We start from the raw sequence: 25,348 nt of genomic DNA on the forward strand, positions 1-25,348 counted from the left end.
ATGAAAGTTATCATTGTAGAAGATGAATTCCTGGCTCAGCAGGAGCTCACCTGGCTTATCAAAACCCACAGCCAGATGGAGATTGTGGGCACGTTTGATGATGGTCTGGACGTGCTGAAATTTTTGCAGCATAACCGGGTCGATGCGATTTTCCTGGATATCAATATCCCGTCGCTGGATGGCGTATTGCTGGCGCAAAACATCAATCAGTTTGCCCATAAGCCGTTTATTGTGTTCGTTACCGCCTGGAAAGAGCACGCCGTAGAGGCCTTCGAGCTGGAGGCGTTTGACTATATTCTTAAGCCTTATCAGGAGTCGCGGATTGTCAGCATGCTGCAAAAGCTGGAGGCCGCCTGGCAGCAGCAAACCGCCCCCGCCAGCCCGACGGTACGCGAAAACGACACCATAAATCTGGTCAAAGACGAGCGCATCATCGTGACCCCGGTCAACGATATCTACTACGCCGAAGCGCACGAAAAGATGACGTTTGTCTATACCCGACGGGAATCGTACGTGATGGCGATGAACATTACCGAATTCTGCAGCAAGCTCCCGGCTGCCCACTTTTTCCGCTGCCACCGGTCGTTTTGCGTAAATTTAAACAAAATCCGCGAGATCGAACCGTGGTTTAACAACACCTACATTTTGCGTCTGAAGGATCTGGATTTTCAGGTGCCGGTAAGCCGCAGCAAGGTGAAAGAGTTTCGTCAGCTGATGCACCTGTAAAGAAAACGCCCTCTCCCGCGGGAGAGGGCTCTGCATCAGAGGATTTGACCGAGAACCTGACGCAGATGGGCCCCGGAACCCAGCAGTCCCGGGTTATCATGCACGATCAGATAAACCGGAATGTCCTGCACGTAACTTCTGAAACGCCCTTTATCTTCAAACCCGCCGCGGAAGCCCGAGGCTTTAAAGAAGTCGAGGAAGCGCGGTACGATCCCGCCCGCGATATAGACTCCACCGAAGGTGCCCAGCGTCAGCGCCAGGTTGCCGCCGAAACGTCCCATGATCACGCAGAACAGCGACAGGGCACGACGGCAGTCAATGCAGCTGTCCGCCAGCGCGCGTTCGGTGACGTCTTTCGGCTGCAGGTTTTCCGGCAGACGACCGTCTGATTTCACAATCGCGCGGTACAGATTCACCAGCCCCGGACCTGAAAGAACGCGCTCGGCGGAGACGTGGCCGATCTCAGCGCGTAACTCTTCGAGGATAATGCCCTCTTCTTCGCTGTTTGGCGCAAAGTCTACGTGGCCGCCTTCACCCGGCAGGCTCACCCAGCGCTGAGCAACATGCACCAGATGCGACACGCCGAGGCCGGTACCGGCCCCATACACCGCAATCGGCTTGCCTTTGACCGGTTCAGCGCCGCCAAACTGGATCAGATGCTCTGGCTTCAGCATTGGGATCGCCATGGACACCGCGGTGAAGTCATTGATGATTTCAAGATGTGAAAAACCGAGGTTTTTTTTCATCTCGGCGATAGAGAATGCCCAGGTATGGTTGGTCATTGCGACCCAGTCGCCTGTTATCGGGCAGGCTATCGCGATGCAGCCGTCTTCAACGCTCACCTGATGCTCTTCCAGATAGACGCGGACAACAGCCTCAAGGCTTGGATAATCCAGCCCGGAATAGGTTTTCGCCCGGGAAATCTCACCGCTACTAACATCGCACAATGCGAGGCGCGCGTTCGTGCCGCCCACATCACCTACCAAAGCATACTTTGTCATTCTTCTACTGCTCCGCTAAAGTCAGAATAAATCTTTGGGACACTGTAAATTCAAGGCGTGATAACAACAACGGCCATAAGGTGAATGCCCATGGATTATCGATCTTCGTCACAGAATAACTTTACCGTTTCAGCACCTTTTGCACTATTGCCATAAAGCTTAATGTGCAAAGTAACGTAATACCGTTTTGTACAAGGAAATCATCATGCTCCACCCGCGAGCCAGAACCATGCTGTTGCTGGCAATTCCGGCGCTAATTATTGGCGTGGCCTCAAGTCTGGTGCTCATTGTCGTGATGAAAGTCGCGTCGGTGCTGCAAGCCATGTTATGGACAGCGCTTCCGACAAAACTGGGGGTCAATGCTGATTCCCCTGCCTGGATCGTTGTGATGCTGACGTTGACCGGTATTGCGGTAGGCCTGGTGATCCGTTTCAGTCCCGGCCATGCCGGCCCCGATCCGGCGCAGGAACCGCTGATTGGCGCCCCGGTTCCCCCTTCGGCACTGCCCGGGCTGCTCATTGCGTTGATTATCGGTCTGGCCGGCGGCGTCAGCCTGGGGCCGGAGCATCCGATTATGGCGGTGAATATTGGCCTGGCGGTTTTCCTCGGTTCACGCATTTTGCCCCGCGTCGGCGCGCTGGACTGGACCATCCTCGCCTCCGCAGGCACCATCGGGGCACTTTTCGGCACGCCCGTCGCTGCCGCACTGATCTTTTCTCAGACGCTCAGCAGCAATAACGACGTCCCGCTGTGGGATAAACTCTTTGCGCCGCTGATGGCAGCAGCCGCTGGCGCGCTGACGACCAGCCTGTTTTTCCATCCCCACTTCTCACTCTCTCTCCCCCACTACGGCCAGATGCAGATAGCCGATATTTTCAGCGGCGCCATCGTCGTCGCGATCGCCATCGCGCTGGGAATGGTGGCGGTATGGTGCCTTCCTCGCCTGCACCGGCTGATGCATAAACTCAAACACCCGGTGTTAGTTCTGGGGGCTGGTGGTTTGATCCTCGGTATTTTAGGGGCAATCGGCGGGACGGTGACGTTGTTCAAAGGTCTGGACGAGATGCAGCAGCTGGCCTTCAGCCAGGTGTTTAGCGTCTCCGACTATTTTCTGTTTGCCGTGATTAAGCTGGCCGCGCTGGTGGTGGCTGCAGCCTGCGGTTTCCGCGGAGGACGCATCTTCCCGGTGGTCTTTGTCGGCGTAGCGCTGGGGCTGATGCTGCACGAACACGTCGATGCGGTGCCTGCCGCCATTACCATCTCCTGCTCTATTCTGGGGCTGGTTCTGGTGGTTACGCGTGACGCCTGGCTCAGCCTATTTATGGCGGCGGTAGTGGTACCCGATTCGACGCTTTTCCCCCTGCTCTGTATCGTGATGTTGCCCGCCTGGCTCCTGCTGGCGGGCAAACCGATGATGATGGCCTGGCGAAACGACAAGTAATCAGGCGCTATTGCGCGCTTCCAGCGCTTTAGTAATCGCCCCCAGCAGCGGCGGGATATCGGCTTTCGGCAGCATCACCTCAATCAGCGAGAGCCGCTCGTGGTGCGCCACTTTCTCAAGGACATCCGCCAGCTGCTCCGCTTCACTGACCCGCCAGCACTGGGCCTGAGGATCAAGGCTCAGGGCCTGCGGGATTTGCGTCCAGTTCCATAGCGCAATGTCGTTATATCGCTGTTCCGGCCCGTGGATCGCTCTTTCCACCGTGTACCCTTCGTTGTTAAGGACCAGAATGATCGGGTGTTGTTTATCCCGCAGCATCGAGCCAAGCTCCTGGATGGTGAGCTGCGCCGCGCCATCCCCCGTCAGCACAATCACGCGCCGGTTCGGGCAGGCGGTTTGCGCGCCAAACGCTGCGGCCAGGGTATAGCCGATCGATCCCCACAGCGGCTGGACGATAAAATTCACATCAGCCGGCAGACGAAGGTCGATCGCGCCGAAGGCCGAGGTGCCTTGATCCGCAAGGATGATGTCTCCAGGGCGGATAAACGTCTGCAACGTTTTCCAGAAATTCTCCTGCGTCAGCGAGCCATCCGGCTGCGGATATTCCATCGCGCTTTGAGACGACGGTGCCGGCGCATCGTGCACGTGCTGTTTACACAGCTCTACCAGCGTTTCGATTGCCTGAAGCATGGGGATGCCGGTAAACCAGACGTCACCGACGCGTGAGGCATGAGGCTGAACTTCAATTGTTTGTGACGGGGTTAGCTGATGCGTGAAGCCGGCGGTCAGGGTATCGGTAAATCGCGTCCCGATGCACAGCACCGTGTCTGCCCCTTCAATCGCCTCTTTTACCGCACCGGCGCTCGCCGAACCGCTGTAGGTGCCGTAAAAACCGGCGTGACGCTCGTCAAATATGCCTTTACCCATCAGCATGGTGGCGTGTGCCATCGGCACGTCCTTGACCCACTTCTGTAGGGCATGCTTCAGGCCGTGGCGAAGGACAAGGAAATCGGCCAGCAGCGCAGTACGCTTGCTCATGGCCAGCCTGTTCTCAGCGGCATCCCGGAACGCTTTCAGGCAGGCGCTATCGGCATGCGCGTGTTTGAGAGTGAGAGCGTTTACAGGAGGCGTGGCGGCTTTTTTTGCCACATCCGCAGGCAGCATCAGATAGCCGGGACGACGCTCCCGGAGCATGGTAGTTAATACCCGGTCAATCTCGTAACAGGCGTTTTGTTCGGTCAGGATCGCCTGTGCAACGGTGATCGGTTCGCTCATATGGTAAAAATGACGAAACTCACCGTCGCCCAGCGTATGGTGCAGCAGCTCTCCTCTTTGCTGTGACGCCGTACCCGGCGCGCCCACAATATGCAGTACTGGAACGTGCTCAGCGTAACTGCCCGCAATGCCGTTCATGGCGCTTAATTCTCCTACACCAAATGTCGTCAGCAGCGCGGCAAAGCCCTTACATCGGGCGTATCCGTCCGCGGCATAGGAGGCGTTTAACTCGTTGGCACAGCCCACCCAACAGATATCCGGGCTGTCTATCACATGGTCGAGAAACTGCAGGTTATAGTCGCCCGGCACGCCAAACAGATGATCGGCTCCACAATCCGTAAGACGGTCCAGCAGGTAATCGGCGACGCAGTATGGGGTACGCATGAACAGGTATCCTTCTAATGTTGACCTCACCTTGAGTATTAAATAAGCGTGATGACTGTCCAGAATTGGCGATAAGAAGATCATGGAAAGAATGCTTTACAAAAAAGGCTGCGCTATGCTGCTTTTTTTCGCGTTAATGTAAACGCATACACTGATTTTTTCTTCAGCGCCAGAGGTGATGAGAATGGGTTATCAGCCGGACAAAAATCGTTATCGGACAATGGAGTATCGTCGCTGCGGGCAAAGCGGACTCAGGTTGCCCGCCATCTCGCTTGGGCTGTGGCATAACTTTGGCGACACCACGCTTATCGAAAACAGCCGTCAACTTTTACAGCGCGCGTTCGATCTGGGCATTACGCATTTCGACCTTGCCAACAACTATGGCCCGCCGCCGGGATCGGCCGAACGTAATTTCGGCCGTATTTTGCAGGAGGATTTCCTGCCCTGGCGCGACGAGCTGCTCATCTCTACCAAAGCAGGTTATACCATGTGGGATGGCCCTTACGGCGACTGGGGGTCACGCAAATATCTGCTGGCAAGCCTGGATCAGAGCCTGAAGCGCATGGGGCTGGAGTATGTGGATATCTTCTATCATCACCGTCCTGACCCACAAACGCCGCTGCTGGAAACCATGAAAGCGCTTGACCATGCGGTGCGCCAGGGAAAAGCCCTGTATGTCGGGTTATCCAACTACCCTGCAGAACTGGCCCGCAAGGCGATTGATATCCTTGACGATCTCGGTACGCCCTGCCTGATCCACCAGCCGAAATACTCCCTTTTTGAACGTGCGCCGGAAGAGGGGCTGCTAAACGTGCTGCAGGAAAAAGGGGTCGGCTGCATTCCCTTCTCGCCGCTGGCCGGTGGACAACTGACCAACCGCTATCTGAACGGCATTCCGGCAGACTCACGCGCGGCAAGCGGCAGTCAGTTTCTCAACCCTGACCAGATCACCGAAGAGAAGCTGGAGAAGGTAAGAAAGCTGAACGCCATGGCGGAAGAGCGCGGCCAGAAGCTGTCCCAGATGGCGCTGGCTTGGGTATTACGCCATGAGAACGTGACGTCAGTGCTGATTGGGGCAAGTAAAACGGCCCAGATTGATGATGCCGTGGGAATGCTGGAAAACCGCCATTTCTCTGCGGAAGAACTTGTCCGTATTGACACGATTCTGAACAGCTCAAAATAGAATCACTTTTAGCAAAAAGTGCTCTCACTCAGGAATTCGGAGTTGAGGCGATGAAACGAGGCTTTACCAACTCGTAATATTGCGTTAACAGGCCCCAGAAGGGCCCCGATCGTGAAGGAGAAAGAGTATGTTCAGGTCACTGATTCTTGCAGCGGTATTACTGGCTTCAGCCCCGCTGATCGCCAATGCGGGCGAAATCACCCTGTTGCCATCAGTAAAATTACAAATTGGCGATCGTGACGACTACGGCAGATACTGGGACGGTGGCTACTGGCGCGACCGTGACTACTGGAACCGTCACTATGAGTGGCGCGGAGACCGCTGGTGGAAACATGATAACGGCAGACACCGCGGCTGGTATAAAGACAACGCGTATGAGCGCGGCTACCGTGAAGGCTGGAACGATCGTGACGACCGTCGCGGCGGCTGGGATCGCGGCGGGAAAGGACGCGGCCACGGTCATGGCCACGGTCACCATTAATGCAAAAAGGAGCCTCCCGGCTCCTTTTTCTTTTAGAGTCCCAATGCGGTGCCAATAAGCAGCCACAGGTTCAGTGCCACCACCACCACCACGATGGCCCACCCGGTCCGTTTCACCAGCGTTGAGTTAACCAGTTCGCCCATCAGGGTTTTGTTGCTGGTAAAGATCAGCAGCGGCACCAGCGCCAGCGCGATACCAAAGCTCAGCAGCACCTGGCTCATGACCAGAATTCTCGTAGGATCAAGCCCCATCAGAATCACGATAAATGACGGGAGCATGGTGACGGAGCGACGAACCCACAGCGGAATATGGAAGCGGACAAACCCCTGCATCACCACCTGGCCTGCCAGCGTGCCCACTACCGTAGAAGAGAGACCGGCAGCCACCAGGCTGAGACCAAATATCGTGGCGGCAGCATGGCTCAGTAAGGGCTCAAGCGTGAGATAGGCCTGGTCGAGATCGGCAATACCGGTGTGGCCGTTAAAGTGGAAAGCGGCGGCTGCGGTAGCCATCATCGCCAGATTGACAAACCCCGCGATGGTCATGGCAATCGCCACGTCCCATTTGGTGGCGGAGTAACGCTCTTTGCGCGTCCCACCGTGGAGATGCTGAGTCAGCGAGGAGTGCAGGTAAATCACATGCGGCATGATAGTCGCCCCCAATACCCCGGCGGCCAGGAACACCGCTTCCGAGGTTGGCAGGCTTGGGATTGCCATACCTTTGCCGAGCTGCACCAGATTCGGCTGTGAGAAAATCAGCTCGACGATATAGGCCGCCGCGACAAACAGCAGCAGACCGCCGATAACCTTCTCCAGCGGCTTTTGACCCCGACGCTGCAGCATCAGGATCAGGAAAGTGGCAATCCCGGTCAGTACCGCCCCCTGCAACAGCGACACGCCCAGAATCAGCTTAAAGCCGATCGCTGCGCCGATAAATTCAGCGAGGTCAGTGGCCATGGCGATGATTTCCGCCTGGACCCAGTAGAGCCAGACGGCCGGACGCGGATAATGGTCGCGAATTTGCTCCGCCAGGTTTTTACCCGTGGCAATCCCCAGCTTTGCGGAGAGCATCTGAATCAGCATCGCCATCAGGTTAGCCCAGACGACCACCCACAGCAGCTTATAGCCGAAGCTGGCCCCGGCCTGAATATTGGTCGCAAAGTTACCTGGATCGATATAGCCAATGGCAGCGATGAACGCAGGTCCCATTAATGCGAACCGCAACTTGCGCGCGGCTCTGCCACTGCTACCCTCTACGCGACTGTTTGTCATTTCTGCCTCTGAAATATAGCCTTTGCTATGTTTAATGCTATCAAAATGAGAATGATTATCAAGATCATTTGTGATGTTTACAGTGATTTCTCTGATAGCTTTGAACGATAGACGGGCGGGTAAGTGGGACGATCTAACAGAAACTGAAATCGCGCGCGCTTTTGTGAAGACTAGCACACAAACTTAACTTTTCACTCATTTACCTAACATAACAAAAATGTATTGTGGATCACTATTTTTGAGACTCGTCACAGGATGTAACTATAGTGTGTCCTCGATCTCGTTTTCTTTTCGCTTGTTACATAGAATGTGCACGAAAATTAAACCTGCCTCATATTTGGAGCAAATATGGACCGCGTCCTTCATTTTGTCCTGGCACTTGTTGTCGTTACTGCACTTGCATTGCTGGTCAGCACAGACCGCAAAAAAATTCGTATCCGTTATGTTGTCCAGCTGCTGGTCATTGAAGTTTTACTTGCGTGGTTCTTCCTGAACTCCAACGTAGGCCTCGGCTTCGTGAAAGGCTTCTCCGAAATGTTCGAAAAACTGCTCGGATTCGCCAATGAAGGGACCAACTTTGTCTTCGGTAAAATGAACGACGAAGGTCTGGCGTTCTTCTTCCTGAAGGTTCTCTGCCCTATCGTCTTCATCTCCGCGCTGATCGGTATTCTGCAGCACATCCGCGTTCTGCCGTTCGTTATTCGTGGAATTGGCTTCCTGTTATCCAAAGTGAACGGCATGGGCAAGCTGGAATCCTTCAACGCCGTCAGTTCCCTGATCCTCGGTCAGTCTGAGAACTTCATCGCGTATAAAGATATTCTCGGCAAAATGTCCCGCAACCGCATGTACACCATGGCGGCAACCGCAATGTCTACCGTGTCCATGTCTATCGTGGGCGCGTATATGACCATGCTGGAGCCAAAGTATGTTGTTGCGGCGCTGGTTCTGAACATGTTCAGCACCTTTATCGTTCTGTCGCTGATCAACCCGTACCGCGTTGACGCAAGCGAAGAGAACATTCAGATGTCAAACCTGCACGAAGGCCAGAGCTTCTTCGAAATGCTGGGTGAGTACATTCTGGCGGGCTTCAAAGTAGCGATTATCGTTGCCGCCATGCTGATCGGCTTCATTGCGCTGATTTCTGCGCTGAACGCCCTGTTCGCCGCGGTGCTGGGTATCTCCTTCCAGGGTATTCTGGGCTACATCTTCTACCCGGTTGCCTGGGTGATGGGTGTGCCGGCTCACGAAGCGCTGCAGGTGGGCAGTATCATGGCAACCAAACTGGTTTCTAACGAATTCGTTGCGATGATGGATCTGCAGAAAATTGCCAGCACGCTTTCTCCGCGCGCGGAAGGCATTCTGTCCGTGTTCCTGGTCTCCTTCGCGAACTTCTCGTCCATCGGGATTATCGCGGGCGCGATTAAAGGTCTGAACGAAGAACAGGGCAACGTGGTTTCTCGCTTTGGCCTGAAGCTGGTTTACGGCTCTACGCTGGTGAGCGTCCTGTCTGCTTCTATCGCGGCACTGGTACTCTAACGTTTAGCGTTAAACAAAAACCGGGAGCCTGACTCCCGGTTTTTTTATGCCCGCAATTCTTCCAGCGGTTTGGGTTTGCCTATCAGGTAGCCCTGCAGGTAATCCACGCCGAAGCGAAGCAGCATCTCCCGCTGCGCCGGTGTTTCGACGTATTCCGCTACGACGCACAGCGATTTCGTCTTCGCCAGATTACACATCGACTGCACGATCATCGCATCCATATCATCGGTACAAATGTCTTTAATAAAGCAGCCGTCAATTTTAATGATGTCTGCCTGCAGGCGTCTGAGGCGCTCGTAGTTGGCGTAGCCGGTACCAAAATCATCTATGGCAATCCGGAAACCGTAATCCCGCAGTTGCTGAATATTGTGGATGCTGCTGCCTGAATTTGAGAAGGCCTGCTCTTCGGTAATCTCAATCACGACGGACTGAGGCGCAACGCCGTAGCGTTCAAAGAGCGCACAAATCTCGGACGCCACCTCTTTTTGCATCAGCGTAAGCGGCATCAGATTAACGGAGAAACGAGCGCCAGCCTGCGTTGAAGGGTGATCGCGCAGCCACAGCAGTAATTTCTCCATGACGCACATATCAAACCGGTGGCTGAGGTTGAACTGGGCAATCAACGGAATAAAGCGGTCAGGAGTGAAGATCTCGCCCTCGCTCTCCATACGCGCCAGAATTTCGTAGTAGCCGCTCCCGTCCGCCTTCTGGATCGGTTGCGCGTACAAATGGAACTGGCCCGCCTCCAGGGCATGCTTAATCCGCGCCAGCATCAGGACTCGCTCTGTCGTTTGCCCTGATGCCGCCTCGAGGCTATTCGTGAGCGCAAGCACGTTGTTTGTTGTTCCGCAGGATTGCTCGGCCAGCCAGCTCAGCTGCCCCAGCGTGTGGTGCAGTTTTTCGCCGTTTTCGACCATTCCCCAGGACGCACCGAATTCAATATCCAGCCCGGTGTTGTTCCAGAAAATCTTACGGCTGTTCAGCCGATCAACCATATGCTGGAGGCGCTCAGCGGTTCCCGGACCCAGTAATACCAGCACAAGCTCGCTTCCGGGGAGCTGGAAGAGCGTCTCATCTTTTTGCAGGAGAGGCTGCAGCGACGTGGCGATCGTACGTTTGCAATGGACCCGCATCAGGATCCCATAGTGGCGGCTCAAAAATTCCAGGTTATCCATACGCAGAATGCTCACTTTTGCATCCGGGTGAATCTCAAGATAATCCTCCAGCGCACGAATATTGGGCAATCCGGTCAGCGGATCGGTGAGCGCCCTCCCCTGCCAGCCCCGCTTAAGCCACTCGCTGCGCTGGTAAATACGCGACATGTAAAGCAGGCAGATCGCGAACGAGATAAGCACTGACAGAATAAAAGAGAGCGAATGGCCCGATTCCACCCCGTTAAGGAAGTTGTAGTTGTAGGTTAACAGCAGCAGCGCAGATACAGCCCACAGCAGAGAAATCAACGCATAGGTCAGTCGGCTTATCGCTAAGGTAAAAAGAATAAAAATCAGCGGCATCAAATAGCCCGCAATGACGGGAGATTCAAAAGGACCACATAAAATGACGAGAATGAAACTTAATAGCACCAGCCAGGCAAAAATATATAATGAATTCTTGTGAAAAAACACGGGCTTCACGCTTCGTCGCCAGAAATTTATTGCATAACGAGGATTAATTATCATTCTTAACGGGTAATAGAACATCATGGTAAAAATCAATGCCGCACATATCAGGCTTTGTATATCCACAACGTTATAAATTACCGTCCCTTCGCCGAAAAAGGTCGAAATTGTCACCGGAAAATCAAACAAATAGCCCGCCAAATACATCGACAGCTTAATCCCTATTGGCACCATAAAACCGAGCCAGAATATCCGCAATCCGATGTGCTTGTTAGGGATGGAGTGGCGCCAACGCTTACCCAGCATGATGCGCAGAAGGCCGCACGCCGCGAACAACGCAAAGGTCTGACAGAACAGTAATACTGAATATTGTAGCGGTGCTAAATTTACATAGAATAAATTAGTGACAGTAAAACCTAACAAAATGGGAAGAATAGCCCTGCGCCCAAATAGCAGAATTACCGCCAGCATTACGCTTAAAGGTAACCATGCTAAATAAACGTCGTGACCATTAACAATTGCGCGGGGAGAGAGATAACGGGAGACAGGTACCGCAATCAGGCATAAAGCCAGAGCAATCATAAATATCTTTACATTATTGTAAGTTTTTCTATTCATTAACCTGGGCGTTATTTTCCGAGAGAATTATTGACCGGATGGATAATAGGTTTATTAATTGCACGAATCAAGTTCAAGTCTATTTTTAGACTGGTTTATTGATGTCGATTGAGGTGAGGTACGGGAATACCTTCTTTTTGATAACAAAATACGGTGGAGGGTGTTACAAACACATAAAAAAACCCTCGTCTTTCGACGAGGGTTTACAATTTTGGTGGAGCTAAGCGGGATCGAACCGCTGACCTCTTGCATGCCATGCAAGCGCTCTCCCAGCTGAGCTATAGCCCCACATGTGACTTTACTGACCGCACTCTGTTGGGTTCAGAGTTTGGTGGAGCTAAGCGGGATCGAACCGCTGACCTCTTGCATGCCATGCAAGCGCTCTCCCAGCTGAGCTATAGCCCCATCGTAAAGCTGTCATGTTGACGGGCGGCATAATATGAATTCCACCGCGGAGTGTCAACGGCAAAATCAATCCCAGCCATTCAATCGCCGAAAATTCATGCAAATGAATCACTTTGCGAGCCTGCTCGCAGTCAGGAGTTAAGCCTGTCACGTTTTCACGTAAAACGGTGCTATAAAATGAGCCGTTAATTAACCCCACTGATATTCAGGAAATTGCATGATCAAGGAACGAATGACGCCAGAAGAGTTAGCCCTCCTCACTGGCTATAGCCGCCAGACCATCAATAAATGGGTACGCAAAGAGGGTTGGATTACATCACCAAAACCAGGCGTCCAGGGCGGGAAAGCTCGCCTGGTACATGTGAACGAAAAAGTCCGTGACTTTATCCGCAGCGCACGTCGGGCAACTGAAACGTCCGAACTGCCAGAAGGCGTCAGTCATGATAGTTCGCTTCACACGCTGCTCCTGACTCTGGCCAATGAAATGACGCCGGAAGAGCAGAAGCAGATGACATCGCTGTTAATGCGGGAAGGGATTACCGGATTGTTGCAACGTTTAGGAATTCGCGATCAGAACTGATATGAAAAAATTACGCAGCAAAATGACCACGGAAGAGCTGGCGGAGAGTTTGGGCGTTGCCAGACAAACGGTTAATCGCTGGATACGCCAGCAGGGATGGAAAACCGAAGGCCTCAACGGTGTAAAGGGTGGTCGCGCGCGGCTCATTCATATTGATGCGCGCGTGAAGGAACATATTATGAGCCTTCCGGCGATCCGTAACCGTCAGGCGGCTTACCATCTCGCTGAGGTCACCGCTTCATACAATGAACTCTCTTCAAACCTGTCTCCGGGCATTATTGAGACGCTGGAGAGTATGACTCAGCCAGAGCAGAGGCGTCTGGACGCCTTATTGAAACGCGAAGGCATACACGGCTTTCTAACGCGGCTCGGTCTCACGGAATAAAAGGCATAAAAAAACGGCAGGTTAACCTGCCGTTTTTTATCTGAGGCGTAATTACTGCTGATTTTCGCGTTCAGCAATAAAGTCCAGCGCCTTGTTAATGCGCGCCACGCTGCGTGACTTGCCGATGGCGTGAACCGTCACATCCAGTGTCGGAGACTGACCCGCCCCGGTCACCGCAACGCGCAGTGGCATACCGACTTTACCCATACCGACTTCCAGCTCGTCTGCCGTCGCCTGAATGGCGTGATGCACATTCTCAGCGGTCCACTCGGTAAGGGCCGCCAGCTTGTCGCGCACCACTTCCAGCGGCTGACGCGCAACCGGACGGAGGTGTTTCTTCGCGGCGTCCGCGTCGAACTCTTCAAACTCTTCATAGAAGTAGCGGCAGCTTTCGGCAATCTCTTTCAGCGTTTTGCAGCGCTCGCCGAGGAGTTTCACCAGATCCGCCAGCTCAGGGCCAGTGCGGGTATCAATATTTGCCTGCTCAATATGCCACTGCAGATACGTCGCCACATATTCTGGCTGCATGGTGTTGATGTAGTGATGGTTCAGCCACAGGAGCTTGTCGGTATTAAAGGCGCTCGCTGATTTGCTTACAGAGCTCAGAGAGAACAGTTCGATCATCTCTTCGCGACTGAAGATCTCCTGGTCACCGTGGGCCCAGCCCAGACGCACCAGATAGTTCAGCAGCGCTTCCGGCAGATAACCGTCGTCGCGATACTGCATAACGCTTACCGCACCGTGACGTTTAGACAGTTTTTTCCCGTCATCGCCGTTGATCATGGAGACGTGCGCATAAACTGGCACAGGGGCGTTCAGCGCCTTCAGGATGTTGATCTGACGTGGCGTATTGTTGATATGGTCTTCACCACGGACAACGTGAGTAATTTCCATATCCCAGTCGTCAACCACAACGCAGAAGTTGTAGGTTGGAGAACCGTCGGTACGACGGATGATCAGATCGTCCAGCTCCTGGTTGCTGAATTCAATTGGGCCACGGATCTGGTCGTCAAAGATCACCGAGCCCTCTTGCGGGTTAGCAAAACGCACCACGCAAGGCTCATCTGCAGCATGCTCGCTATGGTCGTGGCGGCAGCGGCCGTCATAACGCGGCTTTTCACCGTTCGCCATCTGCGCTTCACGCAGTTCATCCAGACGCTCTTTAGAGCAGTAGCACTTATACGCCGTGCCCGCGACCAGCATCTCATCAATGACGGCGTTATAGCGGTCAAAGCGTTTGGTCTGGAAGTAAGGACCTTCATCCCATTCCAGATTCAGCCAGTTCATCCCATCCATAATGGCTTCAATTGCTTCTGGCGTGGAGCGCTCAAGATCGGTGTCTTCAATACGCAGCACGAACTCACCTTTGTTGTGGCGTGCGAAAAGCCAGGAATAGAGAGCGGTACGTGCACCACCGACGTGCAGATAGCCTGTCGGGCTCGGCGCGAAGCGAGTTTTGATTTTCATGAAATGGCCTTACGTTATAAAGATGCCGGCAATCGGCAAATCCTGGGGAAAAAACGATGGGCAATATTCTATCACTGTGGGGGGATTCCTCAATGTTGATCCCTTTATCGTGACCGAGTTTGCGATTTTTGTTTAGAAATCATGCGTCATTGCCCGTTTCGCGATCGTTTTGTTTAATTTTACGACGAACGAATAAAAACTTTAGAAAATGCGTTGACTCATTTTCAACTCTCCCTATAATGCGACTCCACACAGCGGGGGTGATTAGCTCAGTTGGTAGAGCATCTCCTTTACACGGAGGGGGTCGGCGGTTCGAGCCCGTCATCACCCACCATCTACTTCGGTAGGCCCGCAGTGTAGATAAGAATTGAGATTGGGCGATTAGCTCAGTTGGTAGAGCATCTCCTTTACACGGAGGGGGTCGGCGGTTCGAGCCCGTCATCGCCCACCATTCTCACCTTATCGCAGCAGTTCCGAAATGGGCGATTAGCTCAGTTGGTAGAGCATCTCCTTTACACGGAGGGGGTCGGCGGTTCGAGCCCGTCATCGCCCACCATTTCGGGTCGTTAGCTCAGTTGGTAGAGCAGTTGACTTTTAATCAATTGGTCGCAGGTTCGAATCCTGCACGACCCACCAATGTAGAAAGGCGCCCTAAAGGCGCCTTTTTGCTATCTGCAGTTTGTCTACTTCCGCCTTCCAGTACACTTTCACCGCATCATTAATACTGATTGTGTATCGATGTAACTCCCTGCCAGATATGGCAGTTTTGCTCAAGCTAATCCCGTTAGTGCCGATACCTCTGTTTTATAACGCGAGGAAAAAGTATGACGACCATTCAGGCTTCAACCCAACAGATTCAAACCAGCGGCGCGAGTGGAACTTCCAGCAGCAACGATATCGCTACGCAAATCACCCGCATTCTCGACAAGATCAAAAAGCTGACTCAGCAGTTAAAAGAGCTGGCGAACAGCCCCATCAGCACCGATGAGAAGAAAAAGCAGCAGGAACTTATTCAGACCCAGCTCAAAGTGCTGCAGGCACAGCTCGCCGCTCTGCAGCGCCAGCAGGCCGAAGAAGCCCAGAAGAAGCAGGATCAAAAGCTGGGCAAAGTGGAAGGTGTGAATAACCCTTCAGACAATAATCAGATTGATATCTACATCTAATCTTCTGATGCGTTAAACAGTGGGTCGCGTATGCGGGCTTCGGTTAATCGTTGTGCCTGGATACGCACCACTTCCCAGATAGCCTGCGCCGCCCCCGAGAGTGAGCGATTTTTTCGCCGCACCAGCATCAGCTTTCGCTCAACAACGGGCGTTAATCGCTTGACGGCCAGCCGGCTTCCCTGCGGCAGGGGAAGCGCCAGGGCGGGCAACACGCTGATGCCAATGCCGGCTTCTACCATGGGAAAAAGCGTCGCCGGGTGACCAATCTCCTGCACGATCGTTGCCTTTACGCCCTGATTCACCAGCGCGGAATCAATCAGCGGACGGCTGCCCGAGGCATAATCCTGTAAAACCAGGTTCGCGCCCGTCAGGGACTGCCAGCTGACTTCCGGCAACGTAGCCAGCGGGTCGTCGTCACGGCAGAGCAGCAAAAAGGGCTCGGAAAGTACGCTTTCGCACGCCAGATCGCTCGCCTGGCCGGGATCGATAACGATACCAAAATCCACATCTCCCTGGCGGATGCTCTCCAGCACCCACTGCTGCGGCCTGTCATGCAGGACAAAATCAATGTCCGGGTAGCGATGACTTCCCTCGGCAATACATTGCGGGATAAGGTGTGCAGAGATTGTCTGACTGGCCGCGACGCGCACGGTCCCCGAAAGCTGCTGCCCCAGCCTCCCCACGTCTCTGAGCGTGCTGTTCAGCTCATCCAGCAATCGTTCAAGACGCAGGGCGAGCTGCTGCCCTGCTTCGGTCAGCACCACTTCACGGGTTGTGCGGTCAAGCAACTTCACCCCGGTCTGATTCTCAAGCTCTTTCACGCTGTGGCTGACCGCCGACTGGCTCAGGCCAATCATCTCCCCTGCCCGGCTAAAGCTGCGGGCGTGAGCGACGGTGACGAAAATACGAAGCTGGCGTAAGGAGTAATTCATCTGTTTCATTCATGAATGGATGCAATAAATCAATTTTATTTCTCAAATGGAAAAAAGCACAATAGCGACATCTGTTTTCAGGAGTCATTATGAAACTATTTCGTATTGTTGATCCGTTTACGCTCACCCTGGTGGTTACCGTTTTACTGGCCTCGTTCTTCCCCGCCCGCGGGGGCTTCGTCCCGTTTTTTGAAGGGCTGACGACGGCCGCCATCGCGCTGCTGTTCTTTATGCACGGCGCAAAGCTCTCGCGCGAAGCGATTATTGCCGGCGGTAGCCACTGGCGTCTGCACCTCTGGGTGATGTGCAGCACGTTCATTCTGTTCCCAATCCTCGGGGTGCTGTTTGCCTGGTGGGCGCCGGTTAACGTCGACCCGGCGCTCTACACCGGTTTCCTGTATCTCTGTATTCTGCCGGCTACCGTGCAGTCCGCCATTGCCTTTACCTCTCTCGCCGGAGGAAACGTTGCGGCCGCGGTTTGCTCGGCATCGGCATCCAGCCTGTTAGGGATTTTCGTTTCCCCGCTGCTGGTGGGCCTGCTGATGAACATGCACGGCGCGGAAGGCAATCTCGAGCAGGTTGGAAAAATCTGCCTGCAGCTGCTGCTGCCGTTTGTCCTGGGGCATCTATCCCGTCCATGGACCGGGGCGTTCGTGGCAAAGCACAAGAAATGGATCTCAAAAACCGACCAGTCGTCGATTCTGCTGGTGGTCTATTCCGCCTTCAGCGAAGCGGTTGTGAACGGGATCTGGCATAAGGTGGGCGCAGGCTCGCTGCTGTTTATCGTGGTGGTCAGCCTCGTTCTGCTGGCGATTGTGATTGCGGTAAACGTCTTTGTGGCACGCAGGTGCGGCTTCAGCAAAGCGGATGAAATCACCATTGTCTTCTGCGGTTCCAAAAAGAGCCTGGCGAACGGTATCCCGATGGCCAATATTCTGTTCCCGACCTCGGTGATTGGGATGATGGTGCTGCCGCTGATGATTTTCCACCAGATCCAGCTGATGGTCTGCGCGGTGCTGGCGCGTCGCTACAAGCGCCAGACCGAAAAGCTGGCGCAGGAAGAGACCCGCGCCGCGAAGGCTTAAGGACGTTTCAGGGGCTGAACCAGCTGGGTCAGCCCCTCGGTTTTGATCAGTAACGTGATAGCCATCAGCTCGCCCAGCCGCCCTGCCGGGAATTCATCCTTACGGGCAAACCACAGCAGATACTCCTCCGGCAAATCAATCAGCCTGCGGCCCTTGTATTTACCGAACGGCATCTCCGTATTGGCTATTTCAACGAGCTGTTCTTTCTCCACGTTACTCTCCTAACAGACGCATCATTTCCGCTTCATCGATAACCGCAATGCCGAGCTCCTGGGCTTTTGCCAGCTTCGAACCCGCCGCTTCCCCGGCGATCACCAGGTCGGTTTTCTTCGACACGCTGCCCGCCACTTTGGCCCCCAGCCCCACCAGGCGCGCTTTCGCATCGTCGCGTGAAAGCTGGCTCAGGCTGCCGGTCAGGACTACTGTTTTACCGGCGAACGGGCTGTCGATCTCTTCGGCGTTAACCACTACCGGCGCGGGCCACTTAATGCCCTCTTCCAGCAGCTTGCCGATGACTTCACGGTTGCTCTCTTCGGCGAAGAAGTTAAAGACGTGCGTGGCGACCACAATGCCAACGTCAGGGACTTTCTGCAGCTCGTCGATGCTTGCCTTTTCCAGCGCCTCCAGCGTACCAAAGTACGCCGCCAGGCCCGCTGCCGTCGCCTCACCCACTTCACGAATGCCCAGCGCGTACAGGAAGCGGGCAAAGGTCGTCTCTTTGGCGGCTTCCAGCGCGTTAACCACATTCTGGGCTGACTTTGGCCCCATGCGATCCAGACCGGTCAGTTTACCTGCCGTCAGCCTGAAGAGATCCGCTGGTGTATGGACATACTCTTTCTCAACCAGCTGATCGATAATCTTGTCGCCCATGCCGTCGACGTCCATCGCCCGACGGGAGACGAAGTGCTTCAGCGATTCTTTACGCTGCGCACCACAGATTAACCCCCCCGTACAGCGCGCCACAGCTTCACCTTCCACACGCTCAACGTCGGAGCCGCACACCGGGCAGTGGGTCGGGAAGACGATCTCGCGCGTATCGGCAGGACGTTCCGACTCCACGACGTTAACCACCTGCGGGATAACGTCGCCCGCGCGGCGAATCACCACTTTGTCACCAATGCGCAGGCCGAGGCGTTCGATTTCATCGGCGTTATGCAGCGTGGCGTTACTCACCAGCACGCCCGCAACCTGCACGGGCTCCAGACGGGCGACCGGGGTAATCGCCCCCGTACGACCGACCTGGAACTCCACGTCGCGAACGACGGTCATCTGCTCCTGAGCAGGGAACTTAAACGCCACCGCCCAGCGCGGCGCGCGCGCCACAAAGCCCAGCTGCTCCTGCAGCGCCAGTGAATTCACCTTGATGACGACGCCATCAATATCAAAACCGAGCGTCGGACGGTCCTCTTCCACCTTGTGGTAGAACGCCAGCACCGCTTCCGGCGAGTCGCAGAGCTGAACGCGGTTGCTCACCGGCAGGCCCCACGCTTTAAACTGCAGCAGGCGTCCGAGGTGCGTATCCGGCAGCTCGCCGCCCTCCAGAATACCGACGCCGTAGCAGAAGAAAGTAAGCGGTCGCTTCGCGGTAATACGCGGGTCAAGCTGGCGCAGAGAGCCTGCCGCCGCATTACGCGGGTTAGCAAACACCTTCCCGCCGGTGCGACGCGCCTCATCGTTAATTTTCTCGAAGCCCGCCTGGGGCAGGAACACCTCGCCGCGCACTTCCAGACGCGCGGGAATGTTGTCACCCTGCAGCTTCAGCGGGATCGCGCGGATGGTACGCACGTTGGTGGTGATGTCTTCGCCCGTCGTACCGTCGCCACGCGTTGCGGCACGCACCAGCACGCCGTTTTCATAGAGAAGACTGACCGCCAGGCCATCCAGCTTGAGCTCGCAGCACCAGGTGAGGGAGTCGCTGCTTTTCAGGCGATCCTGCACGCGCTTGTTAAACGCGAGGAAGCTCTCTTCATCAAATACGTTATCCAGCGACAGCATCGGCACCTCATGGCGCACCTGGCTGAAAGCGCCCAGCGGCTCAGCGCCGACGCGCTGGGTGGGGGAATCCGGCGTGATAAGCTCCGGATGCTGCGCCTCTAATTCGCGCAGCTCGCGCATCAGGCGGTCATATTCCGCATCCGGGACTTCCGGCGCGTCCATAACATGATAGAGGTATTCATGATGGCGAAGCGTGGTTCGCAGTTCAGTGAGTTGTTGTTCGATTGAGTCCATATCGCACCATCAATGAGAAAAAACCCCCGACAGGCGGGGGTTGAGGAGGAGTTGAAGTAAACGCGACGATTACGCGTTAGCTTCCTTAACTTCGCGGATGCGGTCCTGATACTCGCGCAGCTTCTGCGGGGTCATCATTCGACGCTGATCGTCGAGCACCACGCCGCCGACTTCGTCAGCGATGTGCTGAGCGGACTGCAGCATCAGCTTAAAGTTTTGCAGTTCGTCGCCGTAAGAAGGCACCTGCATAAAGATAGTGACGCCCGGGGTCACGAAATCACCGGTCATTTCCGGATCAAAGGTGCCAGGGTTAACCATGTTGGCCAGGCTGAACAGCGCCGGACCGCTACCGTCAGGGCTCAGATGGCGATGGAAAATGTTCATATCGCCAAACTTGAATCCTGCCTGTTGAATACTGTTGAGCAGCACGTCACCGTTAAGATGGCTGCCGTGATGCGCGGCCACGTTCATGATGATCACCGCTTCTTTACGCTGCGGTTTTTCAACAACCGGCTCTGGCTCTACAACGGGCTCAGGCTCAACGTGTGGAGCCGGAGCAGGCTGAGGCGCAGGCTGTACGTGAACAGGCTGCTGCGGTTGTTGTACCGGCTGAGCAGGCTGTTGCTGCACGGGCTGCTGCACCGGTTGCTGTTGAACCGGCTGTGGCGCAGCAGGCTGCTGATAGACAGGCTGTTGCGGCGGCTGGCGCACCGGTTCTTCCACAGGCTGCGGCGCTGGCTGGCGCGGCTGTGCGGAAGCATACGGCGGTTGATACTGGTGCTGCGAAGGACGAGGCGCTTCATGCTCCCCATGGCCTGCGCCGGGCGCAGTATTGACCCGATGAACACGAACTTCACCCACGCCGTCGTCATCGCTGCCGTCGATGTCATCTTCACTGTCATCGTCGTCACGACTGGACTTCATGCGCTTCAGTGGGCGATCGCGAAACATCGAGGAACGCTCTTTACGGCTGGTCCAGAAACCATGTACCAGTAAAGCGATTATGGCGATCGCGCCAACAATGATTAATATCAGACGCAAATCCTGCATCATTATATTCTCTGTTGTTCTAACACCTTGCCACCACGGCAAACATTTACTCACTAAGAGTATTTGCCGTTTACGTCAAGTGCAAGTGTGTGCAGAGCATTCACAGCATAAAGATGAAGGAAATCGTGCTTTTTGCTGGTTTTTCGAACATTTCCGAACTGGTCATTGCTCCGTAAGTGGATAATATAGGCGGGCAATTCCACTGGTTGTGTAAAAAGGAGTACAGCCTGGCTATGGTTTCAACATCTTCTTCTCCCCCGCGCAGCGGCGTATGGTATTTTTCTCAGGGCTGGAAACTGGTCTCCCTGCCGGGGATTCGACGCTTCGTGATTCTGCCGCTGTTGATCAACATTATTCTGATGGGCGGCGCGTTCTGGTGGCTATTCACAAAGCTGGAGAGCTGGATCCCGTCGCTGATGAGTTACGTGCCGGACTGGCTGCAGTGGCTTAACTACCTGCTCTGGCCGGTGGCGGTGATCTCCGTGCTGCTGATGTTTGGGTACTTCTTTTCGACGATTGCCAACTGGATAGCCGCACCGTTCAACGGTCTGCTGGCGGAACAGCTGGAAGCGCGGCTTACCGGTGTGACGCCACCGGACACGGGCGTGCTGGGGATCATGAAAGACCTGCCACGCATCATGAAGCGCGAGTGGCAGAAGTTTGCCTGGTACCTGCCCCCCGCGGTCGTGCTGCTTATCCTCTATTTTGTGCCAGGCATTGGCCAGACGGTGGCGCCGGTGCTGTGGTTCCTGTTCAGCGCCTGGATGCTGGCCATCCAGTACTGCGACTATCCGTTCGATAACCACAAGGTGCCGTTTAAAGAGATGCGCACCGCCCTGCGCAGCCAGAAGGTCGCCAATATGCAGTTTGGCGCGCTGACCAGCCTGTTCACCATGATTCCCTTCCTGAATCTGTTCATCATGCCCGTCGCCGTCTGCGGCGCGACGGCGATGTGGGTCGACTGCTACCGTGCTAAGCACGCGTTATGGAAATAATGCAAAAATGTGTAAAGCAGGGGTGGCTTATGCCGCCCCTTATTCCATACTGATCCCCATTATTTCCTTGCAGTATATAGATATGCGAATTCCTTACTTCCCCCTACCTGCTCAACAGGTATGCTGGGTCGGTATCCCAATTTCATACAGTTAAGGACAGGCCATGAGTAAGATTTATGAAGACAACTCGCTGACTATCGGTCATACGCCCCTGGTTCGACTGAACCGTATCGGTAATGGACGCATTCTGGCGAAGGTCGAATCACGTAACCCGAGCTTCAGCGTAAAATGCCGTATCGGTGCAAACATGATTTGGGATGCTGAAAAACGTGGCGTACTGAAGCCTGGCGTTGAACTGGTGGAACCGACCAGCGGTAACACCGGTATCGCTCTGGCCTATGTGGCCGCCGCGCGTGGCTACAAGCTGACGCTGACCATGCCAGAAACCATGAGCATTGAGCGTCGTAAGCTGCTCAAAGCGCTGGGCGCGAACCTGGTGCTGACCGAAGGCGCGAAGGGCATGAAGGGCGCCATTCAGAAAGCTGAAGAGATTGTGGCCAGCGATCCGGCGAAATATCTGCTGCTTCAGCAGTTCAGCAACCCGGCTAACCCGGAAATTCACGAGAAGACCACAGGTCCGGAAATCTGGGAAGATACCGATGGCCAGGTTGACGTCTTTATCTCCGGCGTGGGTACCGGCGGTACGCTGACCGGCGTGTCACGCTATATTAAAGGCACAAAGGGTAAAAAAGACCTGATCACCGTTGCCGTTGAGCCAACTGACTCACCGGTTATCACCCAGGCACTGGCGGGTGAAGAGCTTAAGCCAGGCCCGCATAAAATTCAGGGTATTGGCGCAGGCTTCATTCCGGGCAACCTGGATCTAAAGCTGATCGATAAAGTGGTGACTATCACTAACGAAGAAGCCATTTCTACCGCGCGTCGCCTGATGGATGAAGAAGGCATTCTGGCGGGTATCTCTTCCGGTGCCGCCGTTGCGGCAGCGCTCAAGCTTCAGGAAGATGAAGCCTTTACCAACAAGAATATTGTGGTTATCCTTCCTTCTTCGGGCGAGCGTTACTTGAGCACCGCACTGTTTGCCGATCTGTTTACCGAAAAAGAGCTGCAACAGTAGTGCCAGCATGTTAATAACGCGTAAAAAAGCACCTTTTCAGGTGCTTTTTTGTGGCCTGCTTCAAACTTTTGCCCCTCCTGGCATTGCTTCACCCCGTTGGGTCTGGTATTTAAACCAGCAATTATTTTGATGCGTGAAATTAATCGGTGAATGAAATAGCCTTGCTGAATCGATTTTATGATTTGGTTCAAGTCTTGCTTTCGCTGCATAATGTTTAATGACGATCGAAACGTCAGCGCTAACAATACAGGCTAAAGTTCAGTCGCCAGGCTAGACTTTAGTTCCACAACACTAAACCTATAAGTTGGGGAAATACAATGTTCCAGCAAGAAGTTACCATTACCGCTCCGAACGGTCTGCACACCCGCCCTGCTGCTCAGTTTGTTAAAGAAGCAAAAGGCTTCACTTCTGAAATCACTGTGACTTCCAACGGCAAAAGCGCGAGCGCAAAAAGCCTGTTCAAACTGCAGACTCTGGGCCTGACTCAGGGCACCGTTGTCACCATCTCTGCAGAAGGTGAAGACGAGCAGAAAGCAGTTGAGCATCTGGTAAAACTGATGGCTGAGCTCGAGTAAGTTTCCGGGTTCTTTTAAATATCAGTCACAAGTAAGGTAGGGTTATGATTTCAGGCATTTTAGCATCCCCGGGTATCGCTTTCGGCAAAGCACTGCTGCTGAAAGAAGACGAGATCGTCATCGACCGGAAAAAAATTTCTGCCGACAAGGTTGATCAGGAAGTTGAACGTTTTCTGAGCGGTCGTGCCAAGGCATCTGCGCAACTGGAAGCAATCAAAACTAAAGCTGGCGAAACTTTCGGTGAAGAAAAAGAAGCCATCTTCGAAGGGCACATCATGCTGCTCGAAGATGAGGAGCTGGAGCAGGAAATCATAGCCCTGATTAAAGATAAAGGCATGACGGCCGACGCGGCTGCGCATGAAGTTATCGAAGGTCAGGCAACTGCCCTGGAAGAACTGGATGATGAATACCTGAAAGAACGTGCGGCTGACGTACGTGACATCGGTAAGCGCCTGCTGCGCAACATCCTGGGTCTGGCCATTATCGACCTGAGCGCGATTCAGGATGAAGTTATCCTGGTTGCCGCTGACCTCACCCCGTCTGAAACTGCACAGCTGAACCTGAAAAAGGTCCTCGGTTTCATCACCGACGCGGGTGGCCGTACCTCTCACACCTCTATCATGGCGCGCTCTCTGGAACTGCCTGCCATCGTGGGTACCGGTAGCGTCACCTCTCAGGTGAAAAACGGCGACTATCTGATTCTGGATGCCGTAAACAATCTGGTTTACGTCAACCCAACCAATGAAGAGATCGATAAACTGCGCGCGGTTCAGGAGCAGGTTGCGACTGAAAAAGCTGAACTCGCTAAGCTGAAAGACCTGCCAGCCATCACCCTGGACGGCCATCAGGTAGAAGTGTGCGCAAACATCGGTACCGTCCGCGACGTTGATGGCGCTGAGCGCAACGGTGCGGAAGGCGTAGGTCTCTATCGTACAGAATTCCTGTTCATGGACCGCGACGCGCTGCCAACGGAAGAAGAGCAGTTTGCTGCCTATAAAGCCGTGGCTGAAGCGTGTGGTTCTCAGGCGGTTATCGTCCGTACCATGGACATCGGCGGCGACAAAGAGCTGCCGTACATGAACTTCCCGAAAGAAGAGAACCCGTTCCTGGGCTGGCGTGCAATCCGTATCGCGATGGATCGTAAAGAGATCCTGCGTGACCAGGTTCGCGCGATCCTGCGTGCCTCTGCTTTCGGTAAACTGCGCATCATGTTCCCGATGATCATCTCTGTTGAAGAAGTGCGTGCACTGAAGAAAGAGATCGAAATCTACAAACAGGAACTGCGCGACGAAGGTAAAGCGTTTGACGAGTCAATCGAGATCGGCGTAATGGTGGAAACACCTGCGGCGGCGACCATTGCGCGTCATTTAGCCAAAGAAGTTGATTTCTTTAGTATCGGCACCAATGATTTAACGCAGTACACCCTGGCAGTTGACCGTGGTAATGATATGATTTCACATCTCTACCAGCCAATGTCACCGTCCGTACTGAACTTGATCAAGCAAGTTATTGATGCTTCTCATGCAGAAGGTAAATGGACTGGCATGTGTGGTGAGCTTGCAGGCGACGAACGTGCTACACTTCTGTTGCTGGGTATGGGTCTGGACGAATTCTCTATGAGCGCCATTTCCATCCCGCGCATTAAGAAGATTATCCGTAACACGAACTTCGAAGATGCGAAGGTGTTAGCAGAGCAGGCTCTTGCTCAACCGACAACGGACGAGTTAATGACGCTGGTTAACAAGTTCATTGAAGAAAAAACAATCTGCTAATCCACGAGATGCGGCCCAAATTACTGCTTAGGAGAAGATC

22 protein-coding genes and 6 tRNA genes are annotated in these 25,348 nt (G+C 54.2%); 17 read left to right on the forward strand and 11 right to left on the reverse strand.

The window, feature by feature from the left end; translation table 11 throughout:
* Nucleotides 1–726: a LytTR family DNA-binding domain-containing protein gene (locus HB664_RS19360; protein WP_023308712.1), complete on the forward strand. Its 726-nt coding sequence runs from the start codon at nt 1–3 to the stop codon at nt 724–726.
* Nucleotides 727–761: 35 nt separating this feature from the next.
* Here the strand turns inward: HB664_RS19360 and glk are convergent, their stop codons facing one another.
* Nucleotides 762–1,727 carry a glucokinase gene (gene glk, locus HB664_RS19365; RefSeq protein WP_219940054.1) on the reverse strand — a complete coding sequence of 322 codons (966 nt, stop codon included), beginning with the start codon at nt 1,725–1,727 and terminating at the stop codon, nt 762–764.
* Nucleotides 1,728–1,932: 205 nt separating this feature from the next.
* Here glk and HB664_RS19370 point away from each other — a divergent pair, with 205 nt between their 5' ends.
* The gene (locus tag HB664_RS19370; RefSeq protein ID WP_219940055.1) at nt 1,933–3,168 is read left to right on the forward strand and encodes an ion channel protein; all 1,236 of its coding nucleotides are present in this window, start codon (nt 1,933–1,935) and stop codon (nt 3,166–3,168) included.
* Here the strand turns inward: HB664_RS19370 and ipdC are convergent, their stop codons facing one another.
* Nucleotides 3,169–4,827, reverse strand: a complete 1,659-nt coding sequence (gene ipdC / locus HB664_RS19375) for an indolepyruvate decarboxylase (protein WP_219940056.1) — start codon at nt 4,825–4,827, stop codon at nt 3,169–3,171. It abuts the gene before it with no gap.
* A gap of 184 nt (nt 4,828–5,011) precedes the next feature.
* Here ipdC and mgrA point away from each other — a divergent pair, with 184 nt between their 5' ends.
* Nucleotides 5,012–6,010: an L-glyceraldehyde 3-phosphate reductase gene (mgrA, locus tag HB664_RS19380; protein ID WP_219940057.1), complete on the forward strand. Its 999-nt coding sequence runs from the start codon at nt 5,012–5,014 to the stop codon at nt 6,008–6,010.
* A gap of 127 nt (nt 6,011–6,137) precedes the next feature.
* A complete protein-coding gene (locus HB664_RS19385; RefSeq protein WP_023308717.1) occupies nt 6,138–6,491 on the forward strand; it encodes a DUF2502 domain-containing protein in 354 nt (117 codons plus the stop codon).
* Between the two features lie 32 nt (nt 6,492–6,523).
* On the opposite strand, the gene HB664_RS19390 is transcribed toward HB664_RS19385, so the two are convergent.
* Complete coding sequence (locus HB664_RS19390; RefSeq protein ID WP_033146141.1) at nt 6,524–7,762, reverse strand: Nramp family divalent metal transporter; 1,239 nt, start codon at nt 7,760–7,762, stop codon at nt 6,524–6,526.
* 348 nt (nt 7,763–8,110) lie between these two features.
* On the opposite strand from HB664_RS19390, the gene HB664_RS19395 reads away from it, so the two are divergent.
* Nucleotides 8,111–9,298, forward strand: a complete 1,188-nt coding sequence (locus HB664_RS19395) for a NupC/NupG family nucleoside CNT transporter (RefSeq protein ID WP_008501591.1) — start codon at nt 8,111–8,113, stop codon at nt 9,296–9,298.
* A 44-nt stretch (nt 9,299–9,342) separates the two neighbouring features.
* Here the strand turns inward: HB664_RS19395 and HB664_RS19400 are convergent, their stop codons facing one another.
* The 3 genes from HB664_RS19400 to HB664_RS19410 form a co-directional block, all read right to left on the reverse strand.
* Entirely contained in the window at nt 9,343–11,535 is a 2,193-nt protein-coding gene (locus tag HB664_RS19400; protein WP_048980092.1) for an EAL domain-containing protein, read from the reverse strand.
* A gap of 212 nt (nt 11,536–11,747) precedes the next feature.
* Nucleotides 11,748–11,823: transfer RNA gene (locus HB664_RS19405), tRNA-Ala, on the reverse strand.
* A gap of 41 nt (nt 11,824–11,864) precedes the next feature.
* Nucleotides 11,865–11,940, reverse strand: a tRNA-Ala gene (locus HB664_RS19410).
* 217 nt (nt 11,941–12,157) lie between these two features.
* On the opposite strand from HB664_RS19410, the gene HB664_RS19415 reads away from it, so the two are divergent.
* A complete protein-coding gene (locus HB664_RS19415; RefSeq protein WP_033146143.1) occupies nt 12,158–12,520 on the forward strand; it encodes a YfeC-like transcriptional regulator in 363 nt (120 codons plus the stop codon).
* A 1-nt stretch (nt 12,521) separates the two neighbouring features.
* Complete coding sequence (locus HB664_RS19420; RefSeq protein WP_219940058.1) at nt 12,522–12,905, forward strand: YfeC-like transcriptional regulator; 384 nt, start codon at nt 12,522–12,524, stop codon at nt 12,903–12,905.
* A gap of 51 nt (nt 12,906–12,956) precedes the next feature.
* Here the strand turns inward: HB664_RS19420 and gltX are convergent, their stop codons facing one another.
* Nucleotides 12,957–14,372 carry a glutamate--tRNA ligase gene (gene gltX / locus HB664_RS19425; protein ID WP_219940059.1) on the reverse strand — a complete coding sequence of 472 codons (1,416 nt, stop codon included), beginning with the start codon at nt 14,370–14,372 and terminating at the stop codon, nt 12,957–12,959.
* 258 nt (nt 14,373–14,630) lie between these two features.
* Between gltX and HB664_RS19430 the strand changes: the two genes are divergently transcribed.
* The 5 genes from HB664_RS19430 to HB664_RS19450 all read left to right on the forward strand — a co-directional run bounded on the left by HB664_RS19430 (nt 14,631) and on the right by HB664_RS19450 (nt 15,535).
* A tRNA-Val gene (locus HB664_RS19430) sits at nt 14,631–14,706 on the forward strand.
* 41 nt (nt 14,707–14,747) lie between these two features.
* A tRNA-Val gene (locus HB664_RS19435) sits at nt 14,748–14,823 on the forward strand.
* A 29-nt stretch (nt 14,824–14,852) separates the two neighbouring features.
* Nucleotides 14,853–14,928, forward strand: a tRNA-Val gene (locus tag HB664_RS19440).
* Nucleotides 14,929–14,932: 4 nt separating this feature from the next.
* Nucleotides 14,933–15,008, forward strand: a tRNA-Lys gene (locus tag HB664_RS19445).
* A 188-nt stretch (nt 15,009–15,196) separates the two neighbouring features.
* Complete coding sequence (locus HB664_RS19450; protein WP_039263694.1) at nt 15,197–15,535, forward strand: FlxA-like family protein; 339 nt, start codon at nt 15,197–15,199, stop codon at nt 15,533–15,535.
* On the opposite strand, the gene HB664_RS19455 is transcribed toward HB664_RS19450, so the two are convergent.
* Nucleotides 15,532–16,467 carry a LysR family transcriptional regulator gene (locus HB664_RS19455; protein WP_033146568.1) on the reverse strand — a complete coding sequence of 312 codons (936 nt, stop codon included), beginning with the start codon at nt 16,465–16,467 and terminating at the stop codon, nt 15,532–15,534. The two genes, HB664_RS19450 and HB664_RS19455, sit on opposite strands and share 4 nt — an antisense overlap.
* 89 nt (nt 16,468–16,556) lie before the next feature.
* Between HB664_RS19455 and HB664_RS19460 the strand changes: the two genes are divergently transcribed.
* Nucleotides 16,557–17,552: a bile acid:sodium symporter family protein gene (locus tag HB664_RS19460; RefSeq protein ID WP_047060698.1), complete on the forward strand. Its 996-nt coding sequence runs from the start codon at nt 16,557–16,559 to the stop codon at nt 17,550–17,552.
* Here HB664_RS19460 and HB664_RS19465 read toward each other — a convergent pair.
* The 3 genes from HB664_RS19465 to zipA form a co-directional block, all read right to left on the reverse strand.
* Nucleotides 17,549–17,764, reverse strand: coding sequence for a DUF3820 family protein (locus HB664_RS19465; protein ID WP_003861328.1), 216 nt, complete (start codon nt 17,762–17,764; stop codon nt 17,549–17,551). The genes HB664_RS19460 and HB664_RS19465 overlap by 4 nt on opposite strands.
* A gap of 1 nt (nt 17,765) precedes the next feature.
* A complete protein-coding gene (ligA, locus tag HB664_RS19470) occupies nt 17,766–19,781 on the reverse strand; it encodes an NAD-dependent DNA ligase LigA (RefSeq protein ID WP_219940060.1) in 2,016 nt (671 codons plus the stop codon).
* 69 nt (nt 19,782–19,850) lie between these two features.
* Nucleotides 19,851–20,834, reverse strand: a complete 984-nt coding sequence (gene zipA, locus HB664_RS19475) for a cell division protein ZipA (RefSeq protein WP_023308727.1) — start codon at nt 20,832–20,834, stop codon at nt 19,851–19,853.
* Between the two features lie 230 nt (nt 20,835–21,064).
* Here zipA and cysZ point away from each other — a divergent pair, with 230 nt between their 5' ends.
* The 4 genes from cysZ to ptsI all read left to right on the forward strand — a co-directional run bounded on the left by cysZ (nt 21,065) and on the right by ptsI (nt 25,308).
* On the forward strand, nt 21,065–21,826 hold the full coding sequence (gene cysZ / locus HB664_RS19480; protein ID WP_219940061.1) for a sulfate transporter CysZ: 762 nt from the start codon (nt 21,065–21,067) through the stop codon (nt 21,824–21,826).
* A gap of 163 nt (nt 21,827–21,989) precedes the next feature.
* Nucleotides 21,990–22,961, forward strand: coding sequence for a cysteine synthase A (gene cysK / locus HB664_RS19485; protein WP_014884739.1), 972 nt, complete (start codon nt 21,990–21,992; stop codon nt 22,959–22,961).
* 317 nt (nt 22,962–23,278) lie between these two features.
* Nucleotides 23,279–23,536 (forward strand): phosphocarrier protein Hpr, encoded by a 258-nt coding sequence (gene ptsH / locus HB664_RS19490; RefSeq protein ID WP_000487600.1) that lies wholly within the window; start codon nt 23,279–23,281, stop codon nt 23,534–23,536.
* Between the two features lie 44 nt (nt 23,537–23,580).
* Nucleotides 23,581–25,308, forward strand: coding sequence for a phosphoenolpyruvate-protein phosphotransferase PtsI (gene ptsI / locus HB664_RS19495; RefSeq protein WP_023332954.1), 1,728 nt, complete (start codon nt 23,581–23,583; stop codon nt 25,306–25,308).
* Nucleotides 25,309–25,348 lie beyond the last annotated feature (40 nt).

Source organism: Enterobacter sp. DNB-S2 (assembly GCF_019443845.1).
Lineage (GTDB): Bacteria > Pseudomonadota > Gammaproteobacteria > Enterobacterales > Enterobacteriaceae > Enterobacter > Enterobacter asburiae_B.

Coding starts and splice junctions, on each gene's coding strand:
- zipA (WP_023308727.1), bottom strand. CDS start 20,834: ATGATGCAGGATTTGCGTCTGATATTAATCATTGTTGGCGCGATCGCC.
- HB664_RS19420 (WP_219940058.1), top strand. CDS start 12,522: ATGAAAAAATTACGCAGCAAAATGACCACGGAAGAGCTGGCGGAGAGT.
- mgrA (WP_219940057.1), top strand. CDS start 5,012: ATGGGTTATCAGCCGGACAAAAATCGTTATCGGACAATGGAGTATCGT.
- HB664_RS19460 (WP_047060698.1), top strand. CDS start 16,557: ATGAAACTATTTCGTATTGTTGATCCGTTTACGCTCACCCTGGTGGTT.
- HB664_RS19400 (WP_048980092.1), bottom strand. CDS start 11,535: ATGAATAGAAAAACTTACAATAATGTAAAGATATTTATGATTGCTCTG.
- HB664_RS19360 (WP_023308712.1), top strand. CDS start 1: ATGAAAGTTATCATTGTAGAAGATGAATTCCTGGCTCAGCAGGAGCTC.
- gltX (WP_219940059.1), bottom strand. CDS start 14,372: ATGAAAATCAAAACTCGCTTCGCGCCGAGCCCGACAGGCTATCTGCAC.
- HB664_RS19450 (WP_039263694.1), top strand. CDS start 15,197: ATGACGACCATTCAGGCTTCAACCCAACAGATTCAAACCAGCGGCGCG.
- HB664_RS19390 (WP_033146141.1), bottom strand. CDS start 7,762: ATGACAAACAGTCGCGTAGAGGGTAGCAGTGGCAGAGCCGCGCGCAAG.
- HB664_RS19455 (WP_033146568.1), bottom strand. CDS start 16,467: ATGAATTACTCCTTACGCCAGCTTCGTATTTTCGTCACCGTCGCTCAC.
- ligA (WP_219940060.1), bottom strand. CDS start 19,781: ATGGACTCAATCGAACAACAACTCACTGAACTGCGAACCACGCTTCGC.
- glk (WP_219940054.1), bottom strand. CDS start 1,727: ATGACAAAGTATGCTTTGGTAGGTGATGTGGGCGGCACGAACGCGCGC.
- HB664_RS19415 (WP_033146143.1), top strand. CDS start 12,158: ATGATCAAGGAACGAATGACGCCAGAAGAGTTAGCCCTCCTCACTGGC.
- ipdC (WP_219940056.1), bottom strand. CDS start 4,827: ATGCGTACCCCATACTGCGTCGCCGATTACCTGCTGGACCGTCTTACG.
- HB664_RS19370 (WP_219940055.1), top strand. CDS start 1,933: ATGCTCCACCCGCGAGCCAGAACCATGCTGTTGCTGGCAATTCCGGCG.
- HB664_RS19385 (WP_023308717.1), top strand. CDS start 6,138: ATGTTCAGGTCACTGATTCTTGCAGCGGTATTACTGGCTTCAGCCCCG.
- cysZ (WP_219940061.1), top strand. CDS start 21,065: ATGGTTTCAACATCTTCTTCTCCCCCGCGCAGCGGCGTATGGTATTTT.
- cysK (WP_014884739.1), top strand. CDS start 21,990: ATGAGTAAGATTTATGAAGACAACTCGCTGACTATCGGTCATACGCCC.
- HB664_RS19395 (WP_008501591.1), top strand. CDS start 8,111: ATGGACCGCGTCCTTCATTTTGTCCTGGCACTTGTTGTCGTTACTGCA.
- ptsI (WP_023332954.1), top strand. CDS start 23,581: ATGATTTCAGGCATTTTAGCATCCCCGGGTATCGCTTTCGGCAAAGCA.
- ptsH (WP_000487600.1), top strand. CDS start 23,279: ATGTTCCAGCAAGAAGTTACCATTACCGCTCCGAACGGTCTGCACACC.